The organism is Luteimonas endophytica (assembly GCF_029887875.1).
GTDB lineage: Bacteria > Pseudomonadota > Gammaproteobacteria > Xanthomonadales > Xanthomonadaceae > Luteimonas > Luteimonas endophytica.
Window position 1 is genome coordinate 44,132 of sequence record NZ_JARXRM010000023.1, and the last position, 18,415, is coordinate 62,546.

Sequence of the window (18,415 nt, forward strand, 5' to 3'; positions counted from 1 at the left end):
CGTTGGCGCTTCTCGCTCCCGCCCGCGGCCGCGTCGTGTCCTTCACATGTCCTTTACGCCATCCTGAACCCGTCGCATGCAGCGTGAGAATGATCACCGTCTCAAAATTTGAGACGAAACAGGGGGTTGTGGATAAAGCTTGAACAAGTCTCTGAAGTCGTCTGCAAGTCCTTGACCCAACAGGTGAAATTGCCTGTGCAAAGTTGTTGACAACCCCCAGGACGGGTCATAAGGTGGCAATTCGTGGGGCTACCGGGAATCTGGTGGCATACCGCGGCAATGAAGCCCGCCGCAGACGGGCATTCCGGGCAGGACTGTTGTGTTCCAGGGCGAGACCGCCATCACAATCGACGAGAAGGGCCGGCTGGCGATTCCGACCGCCTACCGGGATCTCGTCGCGCGCGTGTGCGGCAACCGCCTGGTGATCACCTACAACCCGTTCGAGTCGGGCTGCCTGTTCCTGTACCCCGAGAAGGAGTGGGAGCGGGTGCGCGATGCGGTCAATGCCCTGCCGGGGACGCTCTCCGCGCACCGCCGCATGCAGCGCAACCTGGTCGGCTCGGCGGCGCCCGTGGAACTGGACGGCAGCAGCCGGATCGGCATTCCCGCCAGCCACCGCAGCGCGGTCGGCATCGAGCGCCGCGCGGTGCTGCTCGGCATGGGCGACAAGTTCGAACTGTGGAGCGAGCAGGCGCACCACGCGCAGATCCGCCAGACGATTTCTGACGAGGATCTGAGCGAGCACATGCTCGAGCTCAGGTTGTGAGCGTGGGTGGCGCGGACGCCCGGTCCGGCCACCTTCCTGTGATGGTCGCGCAGGTCATGGAGGGGCTGCGGGTGATCGGGGATGGAGCCTATCTGGACGGCACGTTCGGCCGCGGCGGTCATGCCAGGCGCGTGCTGGAACGCCTGGGCCCCGGAGGTCGGCTGCTGCTCATGGACAAGGATCCCGAAGCGATCGCCGCCGCCGAGCGAGAGTTCGGCGCCGACCCGCGCGTGACGATCCGCCGCGGCAGCTTCGCCGCGCTGGGGGACTGGGCGCCGGTGCGCGACGGCGTCGACGGCGTGCTGCTCGATCTCGGCGTGTCCTCGCCGCAGCTGGACGTCGCCGAACGCGGCTTCAGCTTCGGCAAGGACGGTCCGCTCGACATGCGCATGGATCCGGATGCCGGCGAGAGCGCGGCGGCGTGGCTGGCGCGCGCCGACGAGCGCGAGATCGCCGACGTGCTGTGGACCTTCGGCGAGGAGCGCGTGAGCCGGCGCATCGCCCGCGCCATCGTCGCCCGCCGCGGCGAGGCGCCGCTGACGCGGACCGCCGACCTGGCCGAGCTGGTGGCCGGCGTGATGCCGCGCGGCCGCCACGACATCCACCCGGCCACGCGCACCTTCCAGGCCGTCCGCATCCACGTCAATCGCGAACTGGCCGAGCTGGAAGCCGGGCTCGAGGCCGCGCATGCCGCGCTGCGTCCGGGCGGGCGGCTGGCGGTGATCAGCTTCCATTCGCTCGAGGACCGCATCGTCAAGCGCTACATCGCCCGCCACGCCAAGCCGCCCCCCGGCAACCGCCGCCTGCCGGCGGCACCGGTGTTCGAGCCGTCCCTGATCGCCATCGGCGATGCCCGCAAGGCCGGTGCCGCGGAGGTCGCCGCCAATCCGCGCGCGCGCAGCGCGGTGCTGCGGGTGGCCGAAAAGCCGGCCGCAGCGGAGTTGCCGCGATGATCGCCCGCGTCCTCATGGGCATCCTGCTGCTCGCCAACGTGATCACCGCGATCGGCGTGGTGCACGCGCGCCACCAGCACCGGCAGCTGTTCGCGCAGCTGACCCGGCTGGAGGGCGCGCGCGACGAGCTCAACATCGACTTCGGCCGGCTGCAGCTGGAGCAGGCCACCTGGTCGGAGAGCAACCGCATCGACCAGGTGGCGCGGCAGCGGCTGGGGATGAAGTTCCCGGACACCGCCGACATCGTGGTGATCCGCCCATGAGCGCGCGGTCGGCCCCGGCCATCGGCGCCGCGGGAGCGCGGCGATGAGGTTCCGCCGCATCCCCGGCGGCAACGCCAAGCGCCCGCGCACCCGCGCGCAATTCAACCTGCGCGGGCGGCTGGCGCTGGTCGCCGGCGCGCTCGGGCTGTGCTCGGTGGTGCTGGTCGGGCGCGCGGTCGATCTGCAGCTGATCGACAACGCCTACTACCAGCAGAAGGCCGACTCGCGCTTCCTGCGCGAGCTGCCGATCGCCACCTCGCGCGGCATGATCACCGACCGCAACGGCGAGCCGCTGGCGATCTCCACCCCGGTCGCCTCGCTGTGGGCCAACCCCCAGGAGCTGGTCAAGCACCCCGCGCGCATCGTGGAGCTGGCCGAGGCCATCGACACCGATCCGGACGCGCTCACGCGCGCCGTCACCCAGCGCGCCGAGAAGGAGTTCATGTATCTGCCCGGGCAGCGCCGCATCCACCCCGCGGCCGCCGAGAAGGTGCTGGCGCTGGGCGTGCCCGGCGTGTTCAGCCAGCGCGAGTTCCGCCGCTTCTACCCGCAGGGGGAGGCGCTGGCGCACGTGCTCGGTTTCACCAACATCGACGACCTCGGCCAGGAAGGGATCGAGCTGGCGTTCGACGACTGGCTGCGCGGTACGCCCGGCGCGCAGAAGGTGATCCGCGACCGCCGCGGCCGCATCGTCGAGAACGTCGACCTGGTGCGCCCCGCCGAGCCGGGCCGCGACCTGACCCTGAGCATCGACCGCCGGATCCAGTTCCTCGCCCATCGCGAGTTGCGCAGGGCGATCACCGAGGCCGGCGCCAGCGCCGGCTCGATCGTGATCCTGGACGTGGCCACCGGCGAGGTGCTGGCGATGGCCAACCTGCCGGCCTACAACCCGCATGTGGTGTCCGGCGGCGACCGCGACGCGCGCCGCAACCGTGCGGTCACCGACCTGATCGAGCCCGGTTCGACGATGAAGCCGCTCACCGTGGCCGCCGCGCTGGAGGCCGGCATCGTCACCCCGACCACCCGCATCGATACCAACCCGGGCTGGATCCCGAACGGGCGCTACCGCACCAGCGATTTCCGCAACTACGGCGTGCTCGACGTCACCGGCGTGATCACCAAGAGTTCCAACGTCGGCGTGTCCAAGCTGGTCGCGCGGCTGCCGGACCAGCAGTTCTACGAGTTCCTGCGCCGCTTCGGCTATGGCGAAAGCACCCGGAGCGGGTTCCCGGGCGAGGCGGCCGGCCTGTTCCCGGCGCCGCCGAGCTGGAGCGGCACCACCAAGCAGGGCCTGTCCTACGGCTACGGCCTGTCGGTCACCCCGCTGCAGATCGCCACCGCCTACGCGGCGCTGGGCAACGGCGGCCGGCTGACCCCGCCGACCTTCGTCAAGGGCCAGCACAACGAATCGCGCCAGGTGCTCGACCCGGCGATCGCCGGCCAGGTGATGCGGATGATGCAGACGGTCACCGAGCCGGGCGGCACCGCCACCCGCTCGGCGGTGCTGGGCTACCACGTGGCCGGCAAGACCGGCACCGCGCGCAAGGCCAGCGGCGGCGGATACGCGCGCCGCTACGTCGCCTTCTTCGCCGGGCTGGTCCCGGTGGAGAGCCCGCGCTTCTCCATGGTGGTGGTGATCGACGATCCGGACACGTCCGGCGGCGGCTCGACCTACGGCGGCGGCTGGGTGGCGGCGCCGGTGTTCAAGAACGTCATGGAAGGCGCGCTGCGGCTGATGGACGTGCCGCCCGACGACATCGAGACCTGGCTGGCGGCGCAGGCCGAGGCCGATGCGGGCCGTGCCGCGGCCGCCGCGCGGGAGGCGGACCAGTGAGCGTTGCCATCGCCCTCGCCGAATTGCTTCCGGACGTTGCCGGCGTGCCGGAAGGGCTGCGGATCGGCGGGCTGTCGCAGGACAGCCGCGGGCTGCGCGCCGGCGAGGCGTTCGTGGCCCTGCCGGGATTCGGTACCCACGGGCTGCGCTTCGCCGACCAGGCCGAGGCGGCCGGCGCCAGCGCGATCCTGTTCGAGCCGCCGGCGCCGGACGGCGTGGCGGTGCCCCGCGGCGCCATCGCCGTGCCCGGGCTGCGTGCCCGCCTGGGCGCGATGGCCGACCGGCTGCACGGCTCGCCCTCGGCGGCGATGGCGACCGTCGGCGTCACCGGCACCAACGGCAAGACCTCGACCGTGCAGCTGCTGGCCCAGGCCTGGACGCTGCGCGGTCTGCGCGCCGGCAGCATCGGCACGCTCGGCGCGGGGCTGCACGGGGAAGTGGCACCGACCGGCTTCACGACCCCGCAGGTCTCGCAGATGCACGCGCTGCTGGCGCGGCTGCGCGACGCCGGCGCCGCGGCGGTGGCGCTGGAGGTCAGCTCGCATGCGCTCGACCAGGGGCGCGTCGACGGCGTGCACTTCCGGGTCGCGGTGTTCACCAACCTCACCCGCGATCACCTCGACTACCACGGCGACATGCGGGCCTATGGCGACGCCAAGGCGCGACTGTTCGCCTGGCCTGGGCTCGCGGCCGCGGTGATCAACCTGGACGACGGCTTCGGCCGCGAGCTGCATGCGCGGCTGGCGGCCGCCGCGCCGTCGCCGGCAGCGCGGGCAGCGGCCCCGGTAACGCCGCGGACGGTCGGCGTCAGCGCGGGCGGCGACCCGGCGGCCGCGGTGCGCGCCATGGGAGTGGCGCTGGACGATGCCGGCATCGCCTTCGAACTGCAGGTCGAAGGCGTGGCGCACCCGGTGCGCTCGGCGCTGCTCGGCCGCTTCAATGTCGACAACCTGCTCGCCGTGGCCGGCACCCTGTACGCGCTGGGCGAGGCGCCGGACGCGATCGCCGGGGTGCTGTCGCGGCTGCAGCCGGTGGCCGGACGAATGAACCGCCTCGGCGGCGGCGGCCGCCCGCTGGTGGTTGTCGACTACGCGCATACCCCCGACGCGCTGGAGCAGGCGCTGGCCAGCCTCCGCGCGCACGCCCGCGGCCGCATCGTCTGCGTGTTCGGCTGCGGCGGCGAGCGCGACCGCGGCAAGCGCCCGCAGATGGCGGCGATCGCCGAGGCCGGCGCCGATGCGGTGATCGTCACCGACGACAACCCACGCCGCGAGGACGGCGACGCGATCGTCGCCGACATCCTGGCGGGGTTCGCCGACCGCGCCGCGGTGGCGGTGCAGCGCGACCGCCGCCGCGCGATCGATCGCGCCATCGGCGAAGCCGGGCCCGGCGACATCGTGCTGGTGGCCGGCAAGGGCCACGAGCCGTACCAGGAGATCGCCGGCGTGCGCCACCCCTTCGACGACACCGAGGCCGCGGCCGCGGCGCTGGAGGGCAGGGCATGATCCCGGTTCCGCTCTCGCGCATCGCGCGCTGGACCGGCGGCGAGCTGCGCGCCGGCGGCGCCGGCGACGTGCTGATCGACGCGGTCGAGACCGATACCCGCCGCTTCGACGCCGGCGACGGACGCGCCGCGCTGTTCGTGGCGATCCGCGGCGAGCGCTTCGACGGCCACGACCACGTCGCCGCGGCGGCGGAACTGGGTGCGCGCGCGGCGCTGGTGTCGCGGCCGTGCGAGACCGCGCTGCCGCAGCTGGTGGTCGGCGACACCGTGCAGGCGCTCGCGGCGATGGCCGCGGCCCTGCAGCGCGCCCGCCCGGCGCGGGTGGTCGCGATCACCGGCAGCAACGGCAAGACCGGCGTCAAGCAGATGCTGCTGTCGATCCTGCAGCGCGCCGGCGCCGCCTACGCCAATCCCGGCAACCGCAACAACGAGATCGGGCTGCCGCTGGCGGTGATCGACGCGCCCGAGAACGCCGACTACGCGGTCTACGAGATGGGCGCCGGCAAGCCCGGCGACATCGCCTGGCTGACCGCGGTCGCGCGCCCGCAGGTGGCGCTGGTCAACAACATCGCGCCCGCGCATCTCGAGCGCATGGGCAGCCTGCTCGGCGTGGCCGATACCAAGGCGGCGATCTACGACGCGCTGCCGGTCGACGGGATCGCCGTGATCAATGCCGACGATGCGTTCGCGCCGTACTTCGCCGAGCGCGCCCACGGCCGCCGGCTGCTGCGCTTCGGGCTGGAGGCCAGCGCCGAGGTGACCGCGCGCCAGGTGCGCTGCGGCGCGGACGGCTCGCGCTTCGTGCTGGTGCTGCCGGACGGCGAAGCCGAGGTGGCGCTGCCCCTGGCCGGGCGCCACAACGTCCGCAACGCGCTCGCCGCCGCGGCGCTGGCGGTAGCCGCCGCGGGTGCCGACGCCGCGGCCATCGCGAGCGCCCTGGCCGCGGCGCGGCCGGTCGCCGGGCGGCTCGCCAGGCGCCGCCTGGCGGGCGGCGCGGTGCTGATCGACGACAGCTACAACGCCAACCCGGGGTCGCTGGCGGCCGCCATCGACACCCTGGCCGCGGCGCCGGGCGATGGCTGGCTGGTGCTCGGCGACATGGGCGAACTCGGCCCGGACGCCGAAGCGCTGCATGCCGAGGCCGGCAACCGTGCGCGCCGCGCCGGGCTGGCGCGGCTGTACGCGCTCGGGCCGCTGAGCGCGGCCGCAGCGCAGGCATTCGGCGACGGCGGCCGCCGCTTCGATTCGCACGAGGCGCTGGCCGCGGCGTTGCGCGCCGACCTGGACGCCGCGGTCGCGGACGCTTCCGCGGCGCCGGTGCGGGTGCTGGTCAAGGGATCGCGCAGCAGCGCGATGGAGCGGATCGTGTCCGCAATGCCCACCGAGGGGGAATCCGCCGATGCTGCTTGAGCTGGCGCGCTGGCTGCAGGGTCTGGAGAGCTTCTTCGGGCTGTTCAACTACCTCACTTTCCGCGGCATCCTCGCGGCGCTGACCGCGCTGCTGCTGTCGCTGTGGTGGGGACCGCCGCTGATCCGCAAGCTGGCCCAGTACAAGGGCGGCCAGCCGATTCGCCAGGACGGTCCGCAGACGCATTTCTCCAAGGCCGGCACCCCGACCATGGGCGGGGCGCTGATCCTGATCTCGGTGCTGGCCGCGGTGCTGCTGTGGGGCGACCTGCGCAACAAGTACGTCTGGGTGGTGCTGGGGGTGATGCTGGCGTTCGGCGCGATCGGCTGGTACGACGACTGGATCAAGATCGTCCGCCGCGACCCCAACGGCCTGAAGTCGCGCTGGAAGTACCTGCTGCAATCGCTGTTCGGGCTCGCCGCGGGGTTGTACCTGTACTACACCGCCGACGTACCGGCGGCGACCACGTTCTACATCCCGCTGTTCAAGGCGATCGCGCTGCCGATGGTGGGCGTCACCTTCGTCGCGCTGGCGTACTTCTGGATCGTCGGCTTCTCCAATGCGGTCAACCTGACCGACGGGCTGGACGGGCTGGCGATCATGCCCACGGTGCTGGTGGCCTGCGCGCTCGGCGTGTTCGCCTATGCCTCCGGGCACGCCGAGTTCTCCGAATACCTGCAGATCCCGCGGATCCCCGGCGCCGGCGAGCTGGTGATCATCTGCGCGGCGATCGCCGGGGCCGGGCTGGGTTTCCTCTGGTTCAACACCTATCCGGCGATGGTGTTCATGGGCGACATCGGCGCGCTGGCGCTGGGGGCCGTGCTCGGCACCATCGCGGTGATCGTCCGCCAGGAGCTGGTGCTGGTGATCATGGGCGGGATCTTCGTGATCGAGACCCTGTCGGTGATGATCCAGGTCGCCTCGTTCAAGCTCACCGGGCGCCGGGTGTTCCGGATGGCGCCGATCCACCACCACTTCGAACTCAAGGGCTGGCCGGAACCGCGGGTGATCGTGCGCTTCTGGATCATCTCGGTGATCCTGGTGCTGGTCGGCCTGGCCACGCTGAAGGTGCGCTGATGGACGGCAACTTCCACCAGGCGACCCGTCTCGACGCGATCCACGGCCGCTTCGACCCGTGGCTGCTCGGCGCCGCGATCGCCCTGGCCACGCTCGGGGTGGTGATGGTGGCGTCGAGCTCGATCGCGATCGGCGAGGACCTCGAGGTCGGGCCGTTCTACTTCCTGGTCCGGCACCTGATGTTCCTCGGCCTGGGCGTGGCGCTGTGCCTGGTGGTGATGCGCACCGAGATGCGCACCATCGAAAAATACGACCGCCTGCTGCTGCTGGGCTGTTTCGTGCTGCTGCTGATGGTGTTCGTGCCGGGGCTGGGCCATACCGTCAACGGCGCGCGGCGCTGGATCAACCTCGGCGTCTCCAATTTCCAGACGGTGGAAGCGGTGAAGCTGATGTACATCGTGTGGCTGTCGAGCTACCTGGTGCGCTTCCGCGACGAGGTCAACGCCACCTGGGGCGCCATGCTCAAGCCGCTCGGGGTCGCCGCCGGGCTGATGCTGCTGCTGGTGCTGCAGCCGGACTTCGGCTCGCTGGCGCTGATCCTGGCGATCACCGCGGGCATGCTGGTGCTGGGCGGCGTGCACATGCCGCGCATGGCCGCGCCGGTGCTGGTGCTGCTGCCGCTGCTGGCCATCGTCGCCATCGCCGAGCCGTACCGCATGCGCCGGCTGACCTCGTTCATGGATCCGTTCGCCGATCCGTTCAACAGCGGTTACCAGCTGGCCAACGCGCTGATGGCGGTCGGCCGCGGCGAGTGGTTCGGGGTCGGCCTCGGCGCGTCGGTGCAGAAGCTGTCCTACCTGCCCGAGGCGCATACCGATTTCATCCTGGCGGTGATCGCCGAGGAACTCGGTTTCGCCGGCGTCTGCCTGGTGATCGGGCTGTACGCGCTGCTGGTCGGGCGCGCGCTGTGGATCGGCCTGAAGTGCGTGGAGATGCGCCGCCACTTCGCTGGCTACTGCGCTTTCGGCGTGGCGCTGTCGCTGGGCCTGCAGAGCCTGGTGTCGATCGGGGTGAACCTGGGCCTGCTGCCGACCAAGGGCCTGACCCTGCCGCTGGTGTCCTCGGGCGGCTCGAGCGTGCTGATGACCTGCGTGGCGGTCGGCCTGCTGTTGCGGGTTTCCTTCGAACTCGATCGCGCCCAGCGCCAGGTCGCGCGGCTGCGCGGCGAGGCGGCGCAGCCCCAGGAGCCGGCGCCGCCCCCGGCCGAACCGGCGCGCGGCGGCGCCCCGGCCGCCGGTGCCGCGGCGCGCGGCACCAGCCGCCTGCGCCAGCGCGTCGAACCCACGCTCGGGAGGACCGCATGATCCGCCGCCTGCTCGACGCCGGCACCCTGTCGGGCGCGGATGTCGCCCGGGCGTTCCCGCGGGTGCACTTCGTCGGCATCGGCGGTGCCGGGATGAGCGGCATCGCCGAGGTGCTGTGCACCCTGGGCTACGAGGTGTCGGGTTCGGATCTCGCCGACAACGCGGTCACCCGCCGGCTGCAGTCCCTCGGTGCCACCGTGCACCGCGGTCACGCCGCCGCCAACGTGCTCGGCACCGATTGCGTGGTGGTCTCCAGCGCGATCCGAGCCGAGAACCCGGAACTGCTGGAGGCGCGTTCGCAGCGCATCCCGGTGGTCCCGCGCGCCGAGATGCTGGCCGAGCTGATGCGCTTCCGCCGCGGCATCGCCGTGGCCGGCACCCACGGCAAGACCACCACCACCTCGCTGCTGGCCAGCGTGCTGGCCGAGGGCGGGCTGGATCCGACCTTCGTCATCGGCGGCCAGCTGCTCGCCGCGGGCGCCAACGCCCGCCTGGGCGGCAGCGACTGGCTGGTGGCCGAGGCCGACGAAAGCGACGGCAGCTTCCTGCGCCTGAACCCGTTGATCGCCATCGTCACCAACATCGACGCCGACCACCTGGAGAACTACGGCGGCGATTTCGCCCGGGTGCAGGCGGCGTTCTCCGAGTTCCTGCACCGGCTGCCGTTCTACGGACTGGCGGTGCTCTGCATCGACGATGCGGAAGTCGCGGCGCTGGCCGCGCAGACCCCGCGCCACGTCACCACCTACGGCTTCGACGCCGCCGCCGACGTGCGCGCCGAGGACGTCGGCCAGGACGGCCCGCGCATGCGCTTCACCCTGCGCCTGCCGGACGGCTCGCGCACCGCGGTGGCGCTGGCCCTGCCGGGGCGGCACAACGTCCAGAACGCCCTGGCCGCGGCCTCGGTGGGCTGGCAGCTCGGGGTGGCGCCGGCAGCGATCGCCGCCGCGCTGGAGAAGTTCGCCGGCATCGGCCGCCGCTTCAACCTGCTGGCCGAGCTGCGCACCGCGCGCGGCGCGACCGTGCAGGTGGTCGACGACTACGGGCACCACCCCAAGGAGCTGAAGGCGGTGTTCGAGGCGGCGCGCGGCGGCTGGCCGGATCGCCGCCTGGTGGTGGCGTTCCAGCCGCACCGCTACAGCCGCACCCGCGACCTGCTGGACGACTTCGCCGGGGTGCTGTCGGAGGTCGACGCGCTGGTGCTGACCGAGGTCTACGCCGCCGGCGAGGCGCCGATCGCCGGCGCCGACGCCAAGGCGCTGGCGCGCGCGATCCGCGCCCGCGGGCGCATCGATCCGGTGGTGGTGGGCCCGGCCCAGGAACTGCCGCGGGTGCTGCCCGACCTGCTCGAGGACGGCGACCTGCTGCTGATGATGGGGGCCGGCGACATCGGCCAGGTGGTGCAGCAGCTGGCGGCCGACGGCTTCGACGGAGGCGACGCTTGAGCGCCCGGCTGCCGCCGCCCAGGATCTCGGACCCGGCCGCGTTCGGCCGCATCGCCGTGCTGATGGGCGGCACCGGCTCGGAGCGCGCGGTCTCGCTGGACTCCGGCAACGCGGTGCTCGCGGCGCTGCGCGCGCGCGGCGTCGACGCGGAAGCGGTCGACGGCATCCCGGCGCTGGTCGAGACGCTGGTGCAGCGCCGCTGCGACCGGGTCTTCAACATCCTCCACGGCCAGCGCGGCGGCGGCGAGGACGGCGTGGTCCAGGGGCTGATGGACGCCTTCGCGGTGCCCTACACCGGCTCCGGGGTGCTCGGCTCGGCGCTCACGATGGACAAGATCCGCACCAAGCAGGTGTGGCTGAGCCTGGGCCTGCCGACCCCCGGGTACGCGCGCCTGCGCAAGGGCGAGGACGTGCATGCCGCGGCGCGCGCCCTGGGGCTGCCGGTGATCGTCAAGCCTTCGCAGGAAGGTTCCAGCGTCGGCGTCAGCCGGGTCTTCGACGATGCCGGCCTCGACGCCGCGGTCGAACTGGCGGCGCGCTACCCCGGCGAGTTGCTGATGGAACGCCTGATCGAGGGCGACGAGCTGACCGTCGGCGTGCTCGCCGCCGGCGATGCCCTGCACGCGCTGCCGTCGATCCAGATCGTGCCGCGCGGCGACTGGTACGACTACGAGGCCAAGTACCTCTCCGACGAGACCGAGTACCGCTGCCCGGGCCTGGCCGGCGAGGCCGAGGCGGAGATCGGCGCGCTCGCGCTGCGCGCCTTCGCCGCGGCCGGTTGCGCCGGCTGGGGCCGGGTGGATTTCATGCGCGAGCGCGCCGGCGGCGCGTTCCAGCTGCTCGAGGTCAACACGGCCCCGGGCATGACCAGCCACTCCCTGGTCCCCAAGGCCGCCCGCGCGGCTGGCATGGAGATGGAGGAACTGTGCTGGCGGATCCTGGAGACGGCGCTGTGACCGCGCTGCTGCGAATCGTCGCGTGGACCCTGGCGCTGGCGCTGGTCGCGCTGCCGGTGGTGGCGGTGCTGCAGGGCTGGATCGGCGCCGAGCGCTGGCCGCTGCGCACCCTGCGGGTGGTCGGCGAGCTGGAGCGGGTGGAGGACCGGACCTTGCGCGAGGCGGTGCTGCCGTTCGCGCGGCACGGCTTCTTCGCGATGCGCCTGGCCGACGCGCAGGCGGCGGTGGCGCGGCTGCCCTGGGTCGAGCGGGCGGAGGTGCGCAAGCGCTGGCCCGACGTGGTCGAGGTGCGCATCGTCGAGCACCGCCCGTTCGCGCGCTGGGGCGGGGAGCGACTGCTCTCCGAGCAGGGCCGGCTGTTCCCGGCGGCCGGCATCGACCCGCCGCCGCGGCTGCCGCTGCTGGACGGCCCGGAGGCCAGGGTGGCCGACGTGGTGGCGCTCTACAACGAGTCGCGGGTGCTGTTCACCCCGATCGGCTACGAGGTCCGGCGGCTGACCCTGGACCCGCGCGGCAGCTGGTCGCTGACCCTTTCCAACGGCACCGAGGTGACCATCGGCAGCCAGCAGGCGCGCACCCGGCTCGAGCGCTTCGCGCGCCTGCTGCCGCGGCTGCTGCAGCAGGAGACCAGCCCGCTGCGCCGCGCCGACCTCCGCTACACCAACGGCTTCGCCCTGGAGTGGTCCGACGCGCCGGAAGCCGAGAGTGGGGAATCGGGCATGGCGTTCGGCAACGCGCCCCCCCGTACGCCGGCGGCGTTCGCTGCATTCGGGCGTTCCGGTGGCGCCGGCAACCGGCTGGTGCCGCCCGGAGTCTCCATGCCGGAGTCCAGGCGTTCCGCTCTTGCGAATCACGAATCACGAAACACGAATCCCGGCCCAAACACATGAACCGAAAAGGCGACAAGGCCCTCATCGTCGGCCTCGACATCGGCACCTCCAAGGTGGTGGCGCTGGTCGGCGAGTATTCGCCGGGCAACCCCATCGAGGTGATCGGCATCGGCTCGCACGAATCGCGCGGGCTCAAGCGCGGCGTAGTGGTCGACATCGAGTCCACGGTGCAGTCGATCCAGCGCGCGATCGAGGAGGCCGAGCTGATGGCGGGCTGCGAGATCCGCTCGGTGTACGCGTCGATCTCGGGCAACCACGTGCAGTGCAAGAACTCGCCCGGGATCGTGCCGATCCGCGACGGCGAAGTCACCTGGGCGGACCTGGACCGGGTGCTCGAGGCCGCCAAGGCGGTGGCGATCCCGGCCGACCAGCGGATCCTCCACGCGATCCCGCGCGAGTACGTGCTCGACGACTCCCAGGAAGGCATCCGCAACCCCGTCGGCATGACCGGCGTGCGCCTGGAGGTGCACGCGCACCTGGTGGTCTGCGCGCAGTCGGCGGCCGCCAACATCAGCAAGTGCGTGCAGCGCTGCGGCCTGCAGATCGACGACCTGGTGTTGTCGTCGCTGGCGTCGAGCACCGCGGTGCTGACCGGCGACGAGCGCGAGCTCGGCGTGGTGCTGGTCGACCTCGGCGCGGGGACCACCGACCTGGCGGTGTTCGTGCAGGGGGCGATCTGCCACACCTCGAGCCTGCCGATCGCCGGCGACAAGGTCACCGAGGACATCGCGCACATGCTGCGCACGCCCACGCCGGAGGCCGAGCAGATCAAGGTTCGCTACGCCTGCGCGCTGGCGCAGCTGGCCACCAGCGAGGAGTCGATCCAGGTGCCGAGCGTGGGCGACCGCCCGCCGCGGCGGCTGCCGCGGCAGTCGCTGGCGCAGGCGGTGCAGGCGCGCTACGAGGAGATCTTCGAGATGGTGCAGGCGGAACTGCGCCGCTCGGGCTTCGAGCAGCACGTGCGCGCCGGCATGGTGCTCACCGGCGGCGCCGCGAAGATGGAAGGCGTGGTCGAGCTGGCCGAGGAAATGCTGCAGATGCCGGTGCGGGTGGGCATTCCGCAGCACGTCACCGGCCTGGGCGAGGTGGTCGGCAACCCGGTGCACGCCACCGGCGTCGGCCTGCTGCTGATGGGCAGCCAGATCGAGAACCCCCGCCGCCCGGTGATCCCGACCGGGCGGGCGGGAAGTTTCTTCAAGAAGTTGAAGGAGTGGTACCGGGGCGAGTTCTGACGAACCCGCCCCGGTGATTCGTGATTCGCGCTTGATGATTCGGAAAGGGCGGAGCGCGGATAGAGGTACCACCGGATGGCATTGGAACAGGGGTTTGTAGGACGCGGCAGGCGAAAGACGAACCGATTGCAGGGCAACCATAAAAAACCAAACAAACGCCGGTGCGGCACGTGGAGCGAGGTTCGGGGCATGGCTCCCCCGAATCGCCGATCACGAACCGCCAATCCCGGCTCTTACAACGAGGACACGGACATGGCGCATTTCGAACTGGTAGAGAAGATGGCACCCAACGCCGTCATCAAGGTGATCGGCGTGGGCGGCGGCGGCGGCAACGCCGTGGGCCACATGGTCAACAGCAGCGTGGACGGGGTGGAGTTCATCACCGCCAACACCGACGCGCAGGCGATCAAGAACTGCGGCGCCAAGCTGCAGCTGCAGCTCGGCGGCAACGTCACCAAGGGGCTGGGCGCGGGCGCCAATCCCGAGGTCGGCCGCCAGGCCGCGCTCGAGGACCGCGAGATCATCATGGACGCGCTGCAGGGCGCCGACATGGTGTTCATCACCGCGGGCATGGGCGGCGGCACCGGCACCGGCGCGGCGCCGGTGGTGGCGCAGCTGGCCAAGGAGATGGGCATCCTGACGGTGGCGGTGGTGACCAAGCCGTTCCCGTTCGAGGGCCGCCGCCGCATGCAGGTGGCGCTCAAGGGCATCGAGGACCTGTCGCAGCACTGCGATTCGCTGATCACCATCCCCAACGAGAAGCTGATCTCGGTGCTCGGCCGCAACGCGACGATGATCCAGGCGTTCCGCGCGGCCAACGACGTGCTGCTCGGCGCGGTGCAGGGCATCGCCGACCTGATCGTGCGCCCCGGCCTGATCAACGTCGACTTCGCCGACGTGCGCACCGTGATGAGCGAGATGGGCCTGGCGATGATGGGCACCGGTACCGCCCGCGGCGACGACCGCGCCCAGGCCGCCGCCGAGTCCGCGATCCAGAATCCGCTGCTCGACGACGTCAACCTGGCCGGCGCCAACGGCATCCTGGTCAACATCACCGCCGGCCCGGATTTCACCATGAGCGAGTTCGACGAGGTCGGCCGCACCGTGGAGAACTTCGCCAGCGAGGACGCGACCATCGTCATCGGCACCGTGCTCGATCAGGACATGCAGGACGAGGTGCGCGTCACCGTGGTGGCCACCGGCCTCAACCGCGGCGCCGCCCGGCAGGGCGTGCGTGGCGGCGACCGCGACTACGGGCAGGAGCCGGCACGGCGCCCCCAGGTGCAGCTCATCCACACCCAGGCCAAGCGCGATGGCACCACCGGGCTGCCGATCGACGACGCGGTCGGCGGCGGCTCGCAGGCGCCGAGCATCGCCTCGAGCCTGCGCGGGCGCAGCGAGGAGTCTTCGGCCAAGCCCGCGGTGGCGGACTTCGGCAACGACAGCAGCTACCTGGACATCCCGGCGTTCTTGCGGCGCCAGGCGGACTGATCGGGCAGACCCCCGAGCGCCAGTGGCGACCACCACAGGCGGGGGCGAGAGACCGGCCGGCAGCGGCCCGGGAGGTGGCGCGGGCGCCGCGCCGCGCGAGCGCCTCGCCCCGATCGGAGCGTCATGCCGGTCTGCGTGATCGCCGCACGGTCGTCCACCGTGCCGGCGCGGTTCGACGGCGCCCTCCCGGCGCGGGCAATGCGGGGAGGGACCGACGGCGGAGTTCATGTCCTTTGCCACCGGGCCGCCGGGCCCGGTGGATTTTTGCTCCGGCGTCCACCGGGCGCTCCCGCCGCGGGATGGCAGCAGGCGCGAGCGCGCTCTGCGCGGCCGCCGCTTTCGTTCAGGTTCAGCGGGGCGCGTGCTAATCTTCCGCCGTTAGGCCCTGGGCAGCCAGCCGCCGCGCGGCTTCCGGACCCCCACTGACGCTAGGCCCTAGCCCATGCCCAAGCAACGCACCACCAAGAACATCATCCGCGCCACCGGCGTGGGGCTGCACAGTGGCGAGAAGGTCTACCTCACCCTGCGCCCGGCGCCGGCCGACAGCGGCATCGTGTTCCGCCGCGTCGACCTCGACCCGGTCGTGGAGATCCCCGCGCGCGCCGACCTGGTCACCGAGACCATGCTCTGCACCGGGCTGACCCGCGGCGCCGGCAAGGTCATGACCGTGGAGCACCTGATGTCGGCGCTGGCCGGCCTGGGCATCGACAACCTGCACGTCGAACTGTCCGCGGCCGAAGTGCCGATCATGGACGGTTCTTCCGGGCCATTCGTGTTCCTGCTGCAGTCGGCCGGTATCGTGCTGCAGGATGCGCCCAAGCGCTTCATCCGGATCAAGCGCCCGGTGGAGGTGCGCGACGGCGACAAGGTCGCGCGCTTCGAACCCTACGACGGCTTTCGCCTCGGCTTCACCATCGAATTCGACCATCCCGCGATCCCGACCGCGCAATCGCGGGCGGTGGTGGACTTCTCCACCGAGGCGTACATCCGCGAGGTCAGCCGCGCGCGTACCTTCGGCTTCATGCGCGACCTGGAGTTCATGCGCGAGCGCAACCTGGGTCTCGGCGGCTCGATGGACAACGCCATCGTGCTCGACGAGTTCCGCGTCCTCAACGACGACGGCCTGCGCTACGCCAACGAGTTCGTCCGCCACAAGATCCTCGACGCGATCGGCGACCTGTACCTGGCCGGCCACGCCATCCTCGGCGCCTACGAAGGGCACAAGTCCGGTCACGCGCTCAACAACAAGCTGGCGCGCGCGCTGATGGCCGAGCGTTCGGTCTGGGAAGAGGTGACCTTCGAGGACGGCGTGCCCGAGCCGCTGGCCTACGGCCCGCCCGTCGCCGCCTGACCGGGGGCGCTGTCGCTCCCCGACCTGCTTTTTCGTAGGAGCGGTGCCCGCCCCTCCGGGCGCGGCGGCGCTGCGAGCGCGCGGCCATTTCCCGCCGTGCGCGCCTCCTGCGGGCCGGCGGCACCGGAATTGCATCGACCGGGGGAGACTCTTCGGGGTCCGATTACGCACCGCGGCGAAACGGACCCTGCTCACAAAAGTGAGCAATCCGTGAATAATTAACTAAAAAATAACGTTCATTTTCTTGAATATTAGCGGGCCGTTAACCCCCGGCCCGGACGCGCTCGTTAGGATGCCGCGTCGCCCACGCTTTCTTCACCCGGTCTTGCCGGGAGACGCAGGCGGGGTGGTTCAGGAGGTGCCCTTGCCGGGGTCGTCATCGGCCAGGGTCGCCACGGCGTCGCGCAAGGCTTCACCCGCGCGCGCCGACATGGGACGTGCGGCCGATGCGGGCTGGGGAGGCTGCGGCACCGGCCGGGTGGTCTTGACGACGAACTCGGTGACATCCAGCCCGATGGAGCGGGCCCCGTCGAGCAGCTCCGGGCCGGCCAGCCTCAATCTGGCGTGCCAGACCGGGGCGTCGACGAGGTAGACGAGCCTGCGGCCGTCGACATTGCCCAGCCGCGCATGCGCGGCGAGCGGCGACGGCAGCAGGGAGCGCAATCGCTGATCCAGCGCGTCGAGCCACAGGGCACGGCGGACGGGATCGCCGGCGGCACCCGCCAGCAGCGCATCGAGCGCCGGCTGGGCGGAGGTGGCGCGGACGGTTCCCGCAGGCTTGGATCGTGAACCAGACATCGGAAGCATGACTCTACACAGCATCACCAACCAGGCGCGGATCCGCATCATGCACTGGCTCGGGCGCGCCCGCACGGCCGCCATGCGCAAGCCCTTCGCGGCCGCCGCCGTCATCGCCGTCGCCGGCATGCTGTTCGGCGCCAGCATGGGAGCTAGCGAGATCTCGCGGCTGCACGCCAAGACCCTGCAGCAGGAGGCGAGCCTCGAATCCACCCGCCGCGAGGCCCAGCGCGAGGTCAACGCCCTGGCCGCGCGCATGGGCGAGCTGCAGGCGCAGGCCAACCGCCTGAACGCGCTCGGCGAGCGGCTGACCCGGATCGGCAAGCTCGGCGACGGCGAGTTCGACTTCAACGCGCCGGTGGCCCTGGGCGGTCCCGGCCCGGTGCAGGACATGCCTGCGCGCGGCCTGCGCGAGGGCATGGACACGGTGGACGCCGAACTGAGCGCCTCCGGCGACCAGCTCTCGGTGCTCGAGGCGCTGCTGTTCGACCAGGAACTCGAACGCGCCGCCCTGCCGTCGCGCTCGCCGGTGGCCAGCACCTACATCACGTCGGGCTACGGCAACCGCGCCGATCCCTTCGGCGGCGGGCGCGCGTTCCACAAGGGCATCGATTTCGATGCGCGCACCGGCGACCCGGTGATGTCGGTGGCCGACGGCGTGGTCAGCTACTCCGGCTACCGTTCCGGCTACGGCAACGTGGTCGAGGTCGACCATGGCAACGGCTACGTCACCCGCTATGCGCACAACTCGCGCAACGTGGTGAAGGTGGGCGACCTGGTGCGCGCCGGGCAGCAGATCGCCCGTGCCGGCTCCACCGGCCGCTCCACCGGCGCCCACGTGCATTTCGAGGTGTGGGAGAACGGCCGCGTCGCCAACCCGCGCAAGTTCCTCGGCGACATGGGCGTCCAGCGCGGCTGAGCCCGCCCCGGCGCAGCGCCGCCGTTCCGCAGGAGCGTGCCATGCACGCGAAAGCCGGCGCGGTCGGCCGTGCCGACCATCACCGCCAGTCCGCCCGGAGCCTCCACGGCCTTCGCGGCCATGGGCCGCTCCTGCCGGCCGCAAAGTACGGGGCCATGCCCGGGCCTGCCGCTTGAAAGGCGCCTCGGCCGGCCCCACGCTACAATGCGCGTTGCCATAAAAAG

At 71.8% G+C, this 18,415-nt stretch carries 15 protein-coding genes and 1 pseudogene; 15 read left to right on the plus strand and 1 reads right to left on the minus strand.

Annotated elements, in window-relative coordinates; genetic code table 11:
* Positions 1 to 319 precede the first annotated feature (319 nt).
* The 14 genes and pseudogenes from mraZ (at position 320) to lpxC (ending at position 16,474) form a co-directional block, all read left to right on the plus strand.
* Positions 320 to 766, plus strand: a complete 447-nt coding sequence (gene mraZ / locus QFW77_RS05170; protein ID WP_280573277.1) for a division/cell wall cluster transcriptional repressor MraZ — start codon at positions 320 to 322, stop codon at positions 764 to 766.
* A complete protein-coding gene (gene rsmH, locus QFW77_RS05175) occupies positions 763 to 1,719 on the plus strand; it encodes a 16S rRNA (cytosine(1402)-N(4))-methyltransferase RsmH (protein WP_280573279.1) in 957 nt (318 codons plus the stop codon). Before mraZ ends, rsmH begins: the two co-directional genes overlap by 4 nt.
* Positions 1,720 to 1,733: 14 nt before the next feature.
* Positions 1,734 to 1,982: a cell division protein FtsL gene (ftsL, locus tag QFW77_RS05180; protein ID WP_425603279.1), complete on the plus strand. Its 249-nt coding sequence runs from the start codon at positions 1,734 to 1,736 to the stop codon at positions 1,980 to 1,982.
* Between the two features lie 43 nt (positions 1,983 to 2,025).
* Positions 2,026 to 3,810, plus strand: a pseudogene (locus QFW77_RS05185) (peptidoglycan D,D-transpeptidase FtsI family protein); the annotation flags it as partial.
* 2 nt (positions 3,811 to 3,812) lie between these two features.
* Entirely contained in the window at positions 3,813 to 5,321 is a 1,509-nt protein-coding gene (locus tag QFW77_RS05190) for a UDP-N-acetylmuramoyl-L-alanyl-D-glutamate--2,6-diaminopimelate ligase (RefSeq protein WP_280573280.1), read from the plus strand.
* Positions 5,318 to 6,730 carry a UDP-N-acetylmuramoyl-tripeptide--D-alanyl-D-alanine ligase gene (locus QFW77_RS05195; RefSeq protein WP_280573282.1) on the plus strand — a complete coding sequence of 471 codons (1,413 nt, stop codon included), beginning with the start codon at positions 5,318 to 5,320 and terminating at the stop codon, positions 6,728 to 6,730. The genes QFW77_RS05190 and QFW77_RS05195 overlap by 4 nt, the downstream gene beginning before the upstream one ends.
* Positions 6,720 to 7,805, plus strand: coding sequence for a phospho-N-acetylmuramoyl-pentapeptide-transferase (gene mraY, locus QFW77_RS05200; protein ID WP_280573283.1), 1,086 nt, complete (start codon positions 6,720 to 6,722; stop codon positions 7,803 to 7,805). Before QFW77_RS05195 ends, mraY begins: the two co-directional genes overlap by 11 nt.
* Positions 7,805 to 9,109, plus strand: coding sequence for a putative lipid II flippase FtsW (ftsW, locus tag QFW77_RS05205; protein ID WP_280573284.1), 1,305 nt, complete (start codon positions 7,805 to 7,807; stop codon positions 9,107 to 9,109). The genes mraY and ftsW overlap by 1 nt, the downstream gene beginning before the upstream one ends.
* Positions 9,106 to 10,554 carry a UDP-N-acetylmuramate--L-alanine ligase gene (gene murC, locus QFW77_RS05210; RefSeq protein WP_280573285.1) on the plus strand — a complete coding sequence of 483 codons (1,449 nt, stop codon included), beginning with the start codon at positions 9,106 to 9,108 and terminating at the stop codon, positions 10,552 to 10,554. Before ftsW ends, murC begins: the two co-directional genes overlap by 4 nt.
* Positions 10,551 to 11,510, plus strand: a complete 960-nt coding sequence (locus QFW77_RS05215; protein ID WP_280573286.1) for a D-alanine--D-alanine ligase — start codon at positions 10,551 to 10,553, stop codon at positions 11,508 to 11,510. The genes murC and QFW77_RS05215 overlap by 4 nt, the downstream gene beginning before the upstream one ends.
* Positions 11,507 to 12,400 carry a cell division protein FtsQ/DivIB gene (locus tag QFW77_RS05220; protein WP_280573287.1) on the plus strand — a complete coding sequence of 298 codons (894 nt, stop codon included), beginning with the start codon at positions 11,507 to 11,509 and terminating at the stop codon, positions 12,398 to 12,400. The genes QFW77_RS05215 and QFW77_RS05220 overlap by 4 nt, the downstream gene beginning before the upstream one ends.
* Entirely contained in the window at positions 12,397 to 13,632 is a 1,236-nt protein-coding gene (gene ftsA, locus QFW77_RS05225; RefSeq protein WP_280573288.1) for a cell division protein FtsA, read from the plus strand. Before QFW77_RS05220 ends, ftsA begins: the two co-directional genes overlap by 4 nt.
* A gap of 252 nt (positions 13,633 to 13,884) precedes the next feature.
* Positions 13,885 to 15,123 carry a cell division protein FtsZ gene (gene ftsZ / locus QFW77_RS05230; RefSeq protein ID WP_280573289.1) on the plus strand — a complete coding sequence of 413 codons (1,239 nt, stop codon included), beginning with the start codon at positions 13,885 to 13,887 and terminating at the stop codon, positions 15,121 to 15,123.
* Between the two features lie 442 nt (positions 15,124 to 15,565).
* Positions 15,566 to 16,474: a UDP-3-O-acyl-N-acetylglucosamine deacetylase gene (gene lpxC / locus QFW77_RS05235; RefSeq protein ID WP_280573290.1), complete on the plus strand. Its 909-nt coding sequence runs from the start codon at positions 15,566 to 15,568 to the stop codon at positions 16,472 to 16,474.
* Between the two features lie 351 nt (positions 16,475 to 16,825).
* Here lpxC and QFW77_RS05240 read toward each other — a convergent pair whose 3' ends face one another.
* Positions 16,826 to 17,272, minus strand: coding sequence for a DciA family protein (locus QFW77_RS05240; protein WP_280573309.1), 447 nt, complete (start codon positions 17,270 to 17,272; stop codon positions 16,826 to 16,828).
* Positions 17,273 to 17,279: 7 nt separating this feature from the next.
* On the opposite strand from QFW77_RS05240, the gene QFW77_RS05245 reads away from it, so the two are divergent.
* A complete protein-coding gene (locus QFW77_RS05245; RefSeq protein WP_425603276.1) occupies positions 17,280 to 18,191 on the plus strand; it encodes a M23 family metallopeptidase in 912 nt (303 codons plus the stop codon).
* Positions 18,192 to 18,415: the final 224 nt, after the last annotated feature.